10 protein-coding genes and 1 pseudogene are annotated in these 11,486 nt (G+C 64.9%); 6 read left to right on the plus strand and 5 right to left on the minus strand.

Annotated features, from left to right (window positions below):
* Positions 1–39: 39 nt before the first annotated feature.
* Positions 40–981 (minus strand): alpha/beta hydrolase, encoded by a 942-nt coding sequence (locus AC13HB_RS08580; protein ID WP_482949335.1) that lies wholly within the window; start codon positions 979–981, stop codon positions 40–42.
* 209 nt (positions 982–1,190) lie between these two features.
* Between AC13HB_RS08580 and rpmE the strand changes: the two genes are divergently transcribed.
* On the plus strand, positions 1,191–1,409 hold the full coding sequence (gene rpmE, locus AC13HB_RS08585; RefSeq protein ID WP_482949336.1) for a 50S ribosomal protein L31: 219 nt from the start codon (positions 1,191–1,193) through the stop codon (positions 1,407–1,409).
* Positions 1,410–1,496: 87 nt separating this feature from the next.
* On the opposite strand, the gene rcdA is transcribed toward rpmE, so the two are convergent.
* Together rcdA and AC13HB_RS08595 are read right to left on the minus strand one after the other, a co-directional pair.
* Positions 1,497–2,024 (minus strand): protease adaptor protein RcdA, encoded by a 528-nt coding sequence (gene rcdA, locus AC13HB_RS08590; protein WP_482949337.1) that lies wholly within the window; start codon positions 2,022–2,024, stop codon positions 1,497–1,499.
* Positions 2,025–2,134: 110 nt separating this feature from the next.
* Positions 2,135–2,329 (minus strand): DUF1192 domain-containing protein, encoded by a 195-nt coding sequence (locus tag AC13HB_RS08595; protein ID WP_482949338.1) that lies wholly within the window; start codon positions 2,327–2,329, stop codon positions 2,135–2,137.
* Positions 2,330–2,397: 68 nt separating this feature from the next.
* Between AC13HB_RS08595 and AC13HB_RS08600 the strand changes: the two genes are divergently transcribed.
* Both AC13HB_RS08600 and AC13HB_RS08605 read left to right on the plus strand, forming a co-directional pair.
* Entirely contained in the window at positions 2,398–3,384 is a 987-nt protein-coding gene (locus AC13HB_RS08600) for an NAD(P)H-quinone oxidoreductase (RefSeq protein WP_482949339.1), read from the plus strand.
* Between the two features lie 169 nt (positions 3,385–3,553).
* Complete coding sequence (locus AC13HB_RS08605) at positions 3,554–4,219, plus strand: DUF1013 domain-containing protein (RefSeq protein WP_482949340.1); 666 nt, start codon at positions 3,554–3,556, stop codon at positions 4,217–4,219.
* An 81-nt stretch (positions 4,220–4,300) separates the two neighbouring features.
* On the opposite strand, the pseudogene AC13HB_RS08610 reads toward AC13HB_RS08605, so the two are convergent.
* Positions 4,301–4,426 (minus strand): annotated as a pseudogene (locus AC13HB_RS08610) (SDR family oxidoreductase); the annotation flags it as partial.
* 199 nt (positions 4,427–4,625) lie between these two features.
* Between AC13HB_RS08610 and AC13HB_RS08615 the strand changes: the two are divergent.
* Positions 4,626–9,437, plus strand: coding sequence for a hypothetical protein (locus AC13HB_RS08615; RefSeq protein ID WP_482949341.1), 4,812 nt, complete (start codon positions 4,626–4,628; stop codon positions 9,435–9,437).
* Between the two features lie 93 nt (positions 9,438–9,530).
* Positions 9,531–10,178: a hypothetical protein gene (locus AC13HB_RS08620; protein WP_482949342.1), complete on the plus strand. Its 648-nt coding sequence runs from the start codon at positions 9,531–9,533 to the stop codon at positions 10,176–10,178.
* A 137-nt stretch (positions 10,179–10,315) separates the two neighbouring features.
* Here the strand turns inward: AC13HB_RS08620 and AC13HB_RS08625 are convergent, their stop codons facing one another.
* Positions 10,316–10,939, minus strand: a complete 624-nt coding sequence (locus AC13HB_RS08625; RefSeq protein WP_482949343.1) for a 2OG-Fe(II) oxygenase — start codon at positions 10,937–10,939, stop codon at positions 10,316–10,318.
* A gap of 184 nt (positions 10,940–11,123) precedes the next feature.
* On the opposite strand from AC13HB_RS08625, the gene AC13HB_RS08630 reads away from it, so the two are divergent.
* Positions 11,124–11,486, plus strand: a 363-nt coding sequence (locus AC13HB_RS08630) for a hypothetical protein (protein WP_482949344.1), incomplete at its 3' end; no start/stop codon positions are given.

Here is an 11,486-nt window from a genome sequence, read left to right on the forward strand (position 1 = left end):
ACATACGCATAACAATGCGTATGTTGCCCCTGTCGGACCCTACTCCTCTGCGCCGGCCTCCGTGCCGGCTCCGGCCTGCGGCTCCGGCTGGCCGCCTTCGACCAGATACCAGGGCATGTCGCCGTAATCCCAGGGCGGGCGGGCATAGAAGCGCCGCAGCGCGTCGAAAGCGGCGCCGTGATAAATGGTCGAATGGCTCTCGCTGTTCCTGCGATCGATATAAACGAACTCCGGTGCGCCGGCGGTGTTGTCCAGCGCCGTCAGAAGCGTATCGAGGCCAGCCTGCATGGTGCCGCCTTCATCGCCCATTGTGAGATAAACGCGATGACCGTCATGATCGGCGCCGGCCAGACGTTCGGCTGCACGCCCGGCCACGGCCTGATCGTCCCACCACAGGCTCGGCGAAACGGCGATATAGTCGTCGAACAGCCCGGGTTCTTCCAGCATCGTGTCGACGATGAAGAGGCCGGCGAGCGATTCTCCGATCACTGCGCGCCGGTCGCCCGTGCGGTAATTCTCCTCGATGAAGGGGACGACTTCCTCGGCGATGTAACGGCGGAAGGTTCCCGCCCCGCCGGAGGTGGGGAACTGGGTTAGATAGCGCTCGTCTGCAGGCTGCGGCGTGAGTTCGTGGATGCGCTCGCCCGTTTCGATCCCGACCACGATCAGCGGTTCGTACTGCCAGCTGATCACGCCCAGCTGGGCCAGGCCGGCGATATGAGGGTAGTCCTGCTGCTGCCCGCCATCGATCAGGTAGAGCACGGTGTAGGGCGCTTCGGCGTCGTCATGGTGCGGCGGCAGCCAGATATTGAGCGTCCGGTCTTCGCCCAGAACCTCCGAGCGGATGACATGGCTGGTCCCGAAAGCGATCGGAGCGCCGGTGCTGGATGTCGCCGTGTCATCCGGCGTGTCGGCGCTGACGCCGGACGGGACGCCGGCCAGGGCGAGGGCGAACGTGGTGGCGGCAAGAAAAGACTTCAACGCGGACTCCATGATATGGGTGAGTCAATGTGCATAACGACCTGCGCGAGATAGGCAAGCGGCCGGGTCGAACCGGGCCCGCGGCAGTGACTCACCGCTTCGCTTGCGAAGGCGTGGATGGTCCTGTATAGACCCGCGCTCCTGAGTTTATTGAGCTGCGTGCCCGGCTGTGGATCGGTGTGGCGCGGCGGAAACAGAAAGCCGGATCGATGAAAAGCGATATCCATCCCGAATACCACATCATCAATGTGAAGATGACCGACGGTTCGACCTTCCAGACCAAGTCCACCTGGGGCAAGGAAGGCGATACGCTGACCCTCGACATCGATCCGTCCTCGCACCCGGCCTGGACCGGCGGCGACCAGAAGCTGATGGACCGCGGCGGCCGCGTGTCCCGCTTCAAGGACAAGTTCAAGGGCTTCGTCTAGGCCCGAGCGGGCGCCCAGTCGTCCGAAAGAAGAAAGGCGCGCTCCACCGGAGCGCCCCTTTTCTTTTGTCCGCAATTTCGCGGGGGCTCAGTGTTCGCCGAAGGCGCCGCGCAGACGGGCCATGTGATCGGCGACCGGATTGGCTTCCGGCTCGAGCGGGCCGTCGACATAGAGATTGTCGTCGATACGCTTGAGGCGCGCATAGAGCGAGCGCGAGCGGGCGACCAGATCGGACAGCATGGCCGGCGGGGTCTCGCCCTCCGGCCAGAGATCGTCGGTCGGCCGGTCATTGCCGAGGCGGTATTTGCCGTCGGTGGCGTCCTCGGCACTCATCTCGCCTTCCGAAACGGCACGCTGGGCCAGGAGCCAGGAGGCCGCCTGCATCAGGCGCGTCGTCAGCTTCATGCTCTCGGTCGCGTAGGAGAGCGCGCCCGCACGATCCAGCGATTTGGAATCGTCGCGGCCTGGCCCGTCCAGATAGCTCGCCGTCTCTTCCACCAGGTCCATGCCTTCGCGGAACAGCTTCTGGAACATCTCCGAACTGGAGAAGTCCTGGGCCCTGGCGGCAGGGGCGCCGCCGGCAGGAAAGAGGGTCGGAGTCTGGCTATCGTTCATTGCGCGTCCAATTATCGGTCGGTCCGTGTCCCGGTCATCGAGATCGAGCGAATCTAAGCAAGCTTGGGGCCAGTCTCCCGCAATACGGTGATCAAAGCCTAAACACGCGCTCAAAGCCTGAAAACGGCGTCCGCGGCGTTGCGCCCGGCCTTTTTCTGCTCGGTCGCCTGGTCGGTGCGGCGGATTTCCTCTTCCAGCAGAGCGCGGCGCTCGGCGAGGTCCTCGAGCGACAGGGCGCTGAGATCTTCACCCGGGGTGATGGCGCCCGCCGGCTTGCTTGCAGCGCCGTCCTCGTCATGGAACATGTTGGCCTCCATATGTGTTCTGCAGCCCATGCCCGAACCGAACATAGCGCGAAGGAGGCGTGTGTCACATGGCCGAGACCCAGAAAAACCGGATCGTCCTCGCGCGTGAGCCCGGCGGGCCGGACGTGCTCGATATCGTCGAGCGGCCCGTGCCGCAAGCGGGGCCGGGCGAAATCCTGATCCGGAACGTGGCCTGCGGGGTCAATCGTCCCGACCAGATCGAGCGTCTCGGCTTCTATCCGGCACCGCCGGGGTCGCCGGAAGGACTCGGCCTGGAAGTCGCCGGTCATGTCGCGGCGCTTGGCGACGGCGTGACCGGTTTCGCGGTGGGCGACCCGGTCTGCGCGCTGGTCGCCGGCGGCGGGTATGCGGATTATTCCGTCGCGCCCGCAGGCTCGGTCTTGCCCGCGCCGGCGGGAATCCCCGTCGCCGATGCGGCGGGCCTGCCCGAGACCGTGCTGACCGTCTGGACGAATGTGTTCGAGATCGGCGCGCTCCAGCCCGGCGAAACCTTGCTCGTGCATGGCGGAACGAGCGGTATCGGCACGACGGCCATCCAGATGGCCAAGGCGCATGGCGCTCGCGTCATCGCCACGGCAGGCACGCCGGACAAGGTCGCGCTCTGCCGGAAGCTCGGCGCCGATCTCGCCATCAATTACCGCGAGGAGGATTTTGCCGAAGCGGTGAAGGCTGAGGGCGGAGCGGACGTCATTCTCGACATGGTCGGCGGCGCCTATGTCCAGAAGAATATCGACTGCGCGAGGCAGGGCGGACGCATCGTTTCCATCGCCTTCCTGCAGGGAAGCCGGGTCGAGGTCGACCTGATGCGGGTCATGCTCAAGCGCATCACGCTGACCGGCTCGACGCTGCGGGCCCGCCCCGCGGAGGAGAAGGCACGACTGACCCGGGCCGTGCGCGAAAGCGTCTGGCCGTGGGTCGAGGCCGGCGAGCTCAAACCGGTCATCGACAGCCGGTTCGACCTCTCAAGTGTGCGCTCCGCACACGAACGTCTCGATTCCGGCGTGCATGCCGGGAAAATCCTGCTGGAATGCTGATAAATCCGGTGCGGAGCCGCTTTGCAGCGCCGCTCAAACAAGTTATATAACAGGCAAATCGCTTGGCAGGTTGACATCCTCGCCGCCGAGCGTCGGAAGCCTGAGCCCGGCAGCCGTGTCGGGCTTTTTTATTTTCCGAGCCCTGTTCAATCCGCAAGGAGCCGATGACATGACCGAGATCCTGATGCCGAAAGCCACGGCCGTCTGGCTCGTCGACAACACGTCGCTGACGTTCGACCAGATTGCCGATTTCTGCGGCCTGCACCCGCTTGAGGTGAAGGGCATCGCGGATGGCGATGTGGCCGTGGGCGTACGCGGCGCGGACCCGATCTCCAACGGTCAGCTGACCCGCGAGGATATCGAGAAGGCCGAAGGCGACAGCAAGCACCGGCTCTCGCTGGTGAAGCCGAAATATGCCGACATGCAGACGCCGACCAAACGCCGCGGCCCGCGCTACACGCCGCTCTCGCGCCGGCAGAATCGTCCGGACGCCATTGCCTGGCTGGTGCGCAACCACCCGGAACTCTCCGACGCGCAGATTTCCAAGCTGATCGGCACGACCAAGACGACGATCGGCGCCGTGCGCGACCGCACGCACTGGAACTCGGCCAATATCAAGCCGACCGACCCGGTCTCGCTCGGCCTGTGCACGCAGATCGATCTCGACGAGCAGGTGAAGAAGGCTTCGGCCCGCCGCCGCAAGCTGGAAGAGGAAAACCCGGAAATGCTCTCCGACACGCTCAAGCCGCAGGAGGAGCTGAAAGACGACCGGGACGACATGCAGGGCGATGGCGAGATCGACCTGGAAACCCTGTTCGGCGGCAAGAAGGACTGATCGGTCTCTTCCGCAATCCAGACATGACGAGGCCCGGCGCGCTCAGCGTGCCGGGCCTTTTTCTTGCCGGCGCAGCCAGCCCTAGTTCGAGACGGTGTAGTTCATCGCCAGGCGGCCGCCATCGGCATAGATGGTCGTGCCGGTGATGTAGCTGGCATCCCTCGAGGCGAGGAAGGAGGCGACCTGGGCGATTTCGTCCGGATCACCATGACCCGTTCGAGTCGGTCGCCATGGAGAAAGCAGGGGGCAGGTGCATTTCAGCTGCCCATTCCACCCGCCCCCAATTCATCCGACGGCCTGCGCGCGTGTCCGGCCACTCGACGCAACGTCCTGGCGTCGGCCTCAATCGTGACTTGGCGGTGGAAACACGCTATCCAGTCAACAAGACCCGACAACGAAACGAGGCATGATGAGGCGTTTGGTCTGCGGACAGAGTGCGTCCTCTTTGCTTTGTGCCGTGCTCGGTTCGCTCGGTCTTGCAGGCGCGACAGCTGCCCAGTCGCCTCCGAGTGACTGCCCCATTCCTGAAATCGCGAGCCGGATCGCGCCCGCCGAGGTCGGCGTCCAGAGCTTTGCCGGGGTGCTGCACGGCGCATCCGAAGCATTCGAAGTCCGGATCCCGGCCAATGCACACCTGCAGATCGAAGCGGCAGTCCAGCGCGTGGACGAAGCGGTTCGATGGCCATGGTGGGTGACGCTGGAGGCCGATGGCGAACATATCGATCTCGCCTGGGACAGTACGCCCGGCCGGGGTGGCTGGGGAACGGGCGAAACGATTACCGATCGGGCCAGCGCGACGACCCACTCCGCCGCGGCGCGCAATGTAACTGCGACTTTGCGCCTTCACGGGAACCAGTCCGGGCTCGCATACTCGCTCCGCGCGCGTGCGGTGTTTTTCGGGGACAATGGCGGCCGGCTTGATGCCGGCGACCGCCCGGAAACGGCTTTGCCGATCTCCGCCGGGACCTTGATCACCGGCCATCTCGATGCTCTCAACGTCTGTCAGGAAGGCCTGTCCATGGCCGGGCCGGACCATGTCCAGCCCGATTACTGTCCCTCAGTCGATTACATGCCCAATCTGGGCGAAGAAGACGTGCCGGTCATCATTCCGTCGCCGGACACGCTTGCTCCGCCGAAACCGGATCCGGAGCCCATCGACGTACGCGGCCCTGTCGAATCCGGTGCCATGCTGAGCCATACCGGAGACCTTTACCGGCTGGACGACGTCCCGGCCGGGACGCGGATACGCGGCCGCGTCGAGACCGTGGAACCGCTCGCACTCTATCACGACCTGCCGGGGCGAATGCCGAACGAGGTCGATCTCTCGATCCTGCAACCGGCCTGCAATGATGAGGGCGAGGCAATTCTCGTCGAGACGGAGGATATCGAATTCGCCTTTTACGGCGAAGACACCTTCGTCGCCCCGCGCACCGGCGACTATTTCGTTCTCATCCAGGGGCTCGGCGCCTCGCGGTACGGTTTTCGTATCGAGCAGGAACGCGTGCCTGTGGATGTCGTGCTCGACCCTCCCCGTCTGGACGTCGTACAGGCCACCTATCCGGCGGAACCGGTCGTCGGCGCACCCATGTCTCTGGCCCTGCGCTTGCGAAACCTGCCGGACTTCTCCGCCACCGGCGTTCAGGTATCCGTTTCCCTCGTCGACGGCGCTACCTACCAACCGGTCGAACGTGCGACAGCAGCCGACCCGCGCTGCCGTCCGGCAGGAGCCGGCCGCTTCTCCTGCACTGTGGGCGATATGGTCTGGGGCGGTCATGCCGACCTGCTTTTCCGTACGCGCCTCCCGGCAAACGGGCTCCGCTGGATGGCCGAATGGGAGACGGATGACGGTGCCGCCGAACCGGCCTTTTCCGACGGCGCGGTCGGATTGAACGCGGCGCCGCGCATCCAGTCGGTTTTCTCCGTCAGCGACCAGACTGCCGCCCCTGCCGGCGTCCCGTCCCACCCCTATCCCTTCAATCCGGGCGCGCGCGAGGGAAGCGACCTGCGATATCTCTTCGTGACCGGGTGGAAGCTGCCGCAGTCGCATGGCGATGAACTGGACTTAACCGCGACCGACCGGGCCATCGAGTATCGGTATGTGGCCTGGCCCGACACGGACAATCCGGTCTACCGCGACATGTATCAGCGGGCCTGGACGCGATACCGGCAGCTGCAAGGCCTCTCGGAGGAGGCCCCTCTGCCTGACGGACTGACCGGCCTTCTCGTGCGGGCCAATCTGCGTGAAGGCATCATGCCCGGTGTCAAATCCATCGGGATCAATGGCACCGAAGGCTTGTGGGCGCTCCACTTCGGCGGACTCGAAGCTCAGATCAGGTTCGTACACGCCTCCGAAGCGCTCGATATCGCCAATGCCTATATTCCCGAGTCCGTGGAAATCGTTGTCGAGCCGAACGTCCCGCTTCCGCTCGATGAAATCCAGCTTGTCCTTCACGAAGACCGGATCAACAACACCGGCGCGGTCACGCACCGGATCGCGGCGGTTCGCGAGGATGATCCCGACCGGCGAATTCATCTCTATCGCACGCCGCCGATCGTGCTCAACGGCCCCGCGCTGCTCGGCACGCCCCCGGTTCGCCCGGGCCAGATACAGATAGACGCCTACGGGCAAGCCGGTCGCCTCGTCAGCCTGCGAGCGACCATCGACCCGGATTTCGAGCCCGCTTCCTTCGCCCTGCCGGTCCTGCCACGAACGGCAAGCATCGGCGTTCTCGACAGCCCGGAAGACGAGCCTGTCGCTATCGCGGTCGCCACGCGGCCCGCCCCAGCTGCGCAATCCCTGTTCCAGGTCGCCTTGCAAGAGGCTGCGGCGTGCCGGGACATCACAGTCGCCAACTGGACCTCGCTCGATCTGCAGAACCGGGAGATCGACGCATTCTGGAATGTCGTACTGCTCGAATTCTTCGACGAGGACATCCGGACCGAGCCCGTCACCATAGGGCACCACGCAGCGGCGCTCCTGCTCCGCGCCACCTTCATCGACCATCTCGACCGTGCCATCGCCGAGCTGAACCGCATCGAACAGCAGGATGCCGAAATCGTCGGCCTCCTGCACCGCATGAACAGCCTCGACGGCGACCGGTCGCAGCCCATCAATCGTATCGAGGTTACGGCCCCCGACGGATCGGACGTCGAGTACGGCACTGCTGTCGCGGCCGACGACGATGCCGCCATAGCGCGAGACTACGGATTGGGTCCGGGCCGGGCGGGAGAAGCCGCGGCACGCGCCTGGCGCGTGGCGGCTACACGCCAGGCGCTGGCAATCCTGCTCGAACGCACCCGCTCCCTGCGCTCCGATAGCGCGGCACTCGATCCCTGCGACGACATCCGCGACATCATCCGCATGACGGGCCGCGGCTTCGGCGTGATAGAGGCCGCGCTCGAACCGAAACTGCGACGCCTCGAATTGCAGACCGATGCGGTCAGCGGCCAGACATGGACGTCCTGGCAATACGATCCGGACGGTCTCTTCTGGATGCGGGAACTGGAACCGCTGATGGAGCGCGTGCGCCGTCAGGAGGCTGCGGCACGACAGGACAATAATCTGCTGATCGCCATGAGCGCCGTCATCTCGGTGCCGGTGTCCGCGGGTCTCGGAGCGTCGGGGTCCGCGGCTTACGTCATGTTTGCCTTCGCGGCGGCAGATGTCGGGGCAACCGCCTGGATAGAGGCGCGGGACTATCTTTCGGGTCAGTCTGAAATCGACTTCTCGGAACGCGCCGGCATCGTGCTCGGCTACGAACGCCACGCAGCCGCGGAGCTGGAGGCGAAGGCCTTCGGCGAGATGCTGTTCAATATCGGCCTGTCGGCCGCCTTCGCCGGCATGGATGGCGTCCACGTCGTCCGGGCAATCCGGACGCCGGCCCCCGTCGTCGCCGGCCTGCAGGTCACGCGTTCGATCGAACAGCGCGGCATTTCCAGCCTGACCGCTCTCGAACGCCGGCAATTCGCCGCTTTCGCCATGCGCAGCCGGCTCCGCGAGATCCAGCTCGGGCGCAGTGCGATGACCGCGGACGAAATCCAGGCCCTCGACATTGTCGCAGACGTCGCTGCGCGCCGCACGGACGAGCTCGCGCGTACCGCCACGCCCGATCCTGATGCGACCATCGTCGATTCCCGTGTGATCCGGTTCGAGCTGGACGCCGACCTGCAGCCCGCCATGGCTGGCGTCCCCGAACCGACCTTGCCGCCGGGCGGCCGATTCGAGGCCGTCTCGCGACCGCCCGAAGAGGTCGGGTCGGGCCAGCTTCTCGCCGACTTGCTGGCCGAGCCGTCCGCCGGACTGTCGCTGCAACGCGGCGAACATGCCAGCCATTCGGGAACGCGCGGCGAGGTCATCAATGCGCAAGCGCTCGGCCCCGGTCACGCCAATACGGATCTCGAACTCGCGACCGGAACGGGTGATACACGCCGCCTGTCCGTCGGTCGCTTCATCGATGCCGGCTCGACGACAGCGGCCTATCACAGCGCAGTCACCACGACCCAGGGCGCGCCGACGGCGATCCGGCTGACGTTCGACACCGGCATGTATCATGCTGCCGATGCAGATGCGCTCGGCGAAGCCGTGATTTCCAGCCTTGGCTCTCCGCGGGTCCGGCTACCGGAAATCGTCGACACATTCACGGTCGCCGGAGCTGCGCGTTACGGTGTCGTGCGTGTCCAGATCGCCGAGCTCGTCGAAACTGCGCAAGTTCAGATCCGCAATGGCCGCCCGCTCAGCCAGGCACAGATCGAGCTCCTGGCCGATGTCATCGAGGAGCTGAATGCTGCCGGCTATGTCTGGCTCGACTTCAAATGGAATAATTTCGGCTTCGTGCAATCTCCCGGCGGGGAATTGCAGGTCGTCATCATCGACGCCGGCGGGATCGTCCGCGCCGGTCCGGGCGACCCTGCGATGGCACGCGAGATCCAGACCATGCTTTCGGGCGAGTACGAACGTGCGCTCCCTGGTGCGCCACGGCTGGCCGGTCAGCCGAACTGGCGAACCGGCCTGCGGCGAAGCGAAGTCCAGGTCACCTTCACGCCGTCGGCAGACGAACAGGGCGTTATCGAACGCTTCGTCCCCGCAGCCGGAGAGGATGCTGAAGAGACTATCGAAACACGCTGGCGCGGTGTCCCCTTCACGCCAGCGATCGGCGAGCAAATCCCGGAATTCGCGAACCATCTGATGGAACGTGCCGGGGCGGCTGGAGGACCGTAGGGTCCCCGGCCTTCATTTCGCCGCATGGGGCGAGCGAAATGGACGCTGCGCAGAGCGCACCAGCCTTACCAGTCGAGGAGCTCCGGCATCACCATGATCAATCTCGCAATCGCGCTTCATGTGGGCCTGCTCACCGCCGGCGGTATCCTGCAACCGGAACCGGCCCTCCTGGCCGGCGCGTACGATCTCGCGGCGGTCCGCCGATCGAGCCATGTCGAAGCCACGATCGACGCCGGATCGCAGGCTTTTCCGGAGGGCGCGTCCATACGCTTCGATGAAATGCTCGTCTGGTACGACGGACGTACCTGCGACGACTGGAGGGTAGAGGCAATTCCGGACGAAATCGTCCGGCTGGACGATTCCAACCTGTCCGACCTCACCCTTCCCCTGCTCGACGCCGACACCTACAGACCTCCGGCACAATCATCGCTCCGGCTTACCTGCGCAGGCGAACCTCTGGCCGACCTGCGCCGTATCGACGACCGAGTCTTCGTAATGCACGATCCCAGCGGCGCGCTGGTCGCGGTGTTCGAACAGCGGCTCGCACCGTCCGAGGTCGAACGCCTGCAGGCACAGCTGGCCGACATGAAGTTCCTGGAACGCGAAGCGACCGGTCACATGGATGCTGCCACCCGCCGCGCCCTCGCCGTTTATGCCGAATATCGCGGTGCCGACTACATCTTCGCCGAAGGCGTGGCCACGCAAGCCCTGCTCGACGGCCTGCACGTGGTCGAAAACTAATCCGGACGGAGCCGATACCAGAGACGGGCAGAGCGGTCTTGAAAGACGGGGTTCGATCCTGATTCAAGAGACAAGTCGAAATCATTCGGCCGGTGCGCTGGCGGGCATTTTCAAGTGTTGGCCGGCACGCTCCGTCTTCAGATGAACCAGGTCACCGCGCTGTATTTCACGCCGGTCTTCACCGGGCGGCTGCTGTGCGGATGGGTGAAACCGCTGGGAAAGACGATCGCCGAACCGGCGCGCGGATTATAGGCCACGCCTTGCCTGGGAAATTCCAGCTCTCCGCCCTCGTAATCGTCATTGAGATAAAGAATGGCCGACAGCTGGCGTGCGCCGTAGACGCGGCCGGAGCCCGGTTCGCGGTCGGCATGCAGCGTGAATTCCTGACCCGGTCCGTAACGCAGGATCTGCACCGCCAGATCCGACTGCAGGCGTAGATTATCGACCGCAGCGGCGTAACAGGCTGCAGCCGCATGCAGAGCCCGGGAGACGCTGTCCTGGAACGGAGACAGGCTTGCGTCCACGCCGCCCGACAAATGCATGAAAGCGCTGGTCCGGCTCGATCGCGCATAGGTGCCGCCGGTGTCGGACACGGCAGAACCGCGCCAGGCAGACAGGCCCTCGGCCGTCTCGATCAGGTCCGCGCCGTTAACGTAGAGGTCGTCGACCAGCAGGATGTCGTTGTCGATGAAGCGCCCGTTTATCGCGGACGCATCGGCCCGTGCTGCATTTGCCTGAAAAGTCCGCGAATGCAGGGGCATATCGCAAAATGAGCAATGCGGAGTCGACATGATCGCGATCCGATCCGGTTCCATGCGGTATGAAAGCAAAACTATACGCTAACAATCGCACGCATAACGTGTTAAGAGTTTCGCGTCGAGGGAGTGGGAGCTTGAGGCTGACAGCCCAGCGAGGCAGCGAGCAGATCCACGGGGAGAGGATACGATGTCGCTTTATGGAAAAGTAACATCCAAGCTTGGCCGTCTTCTGACTGTCGCCGGTGCCGCGTTGATCGCGGCGAGCGGCGCGTCCGGAGCCACCCATGGCCAGCAACGCGATGAGAGTGACGATCAGGCCCGGCCCGCAACGGGACGCGTCATCAATCCGCAGACCACGATCCGCCAGACCGACCAGCTGGTCGCCCAGCCACCAGCCACTGCGGCTGTCCACGCCAATTCCGGTCCGACCACGCATTCCAACGTGCCCGGTCATGCCAATTTCGTGGGGCAGGACCTGCAGCGCCTGCAGAACCCGGGCGCGAGCGCGGCGGCCCACGTCAATTCGGGACCGACTACGCACACGAATGTG

The sequence above is a fragment of the Maricaulis sp. B-26 genome (genome assembly GCF_056857855.1).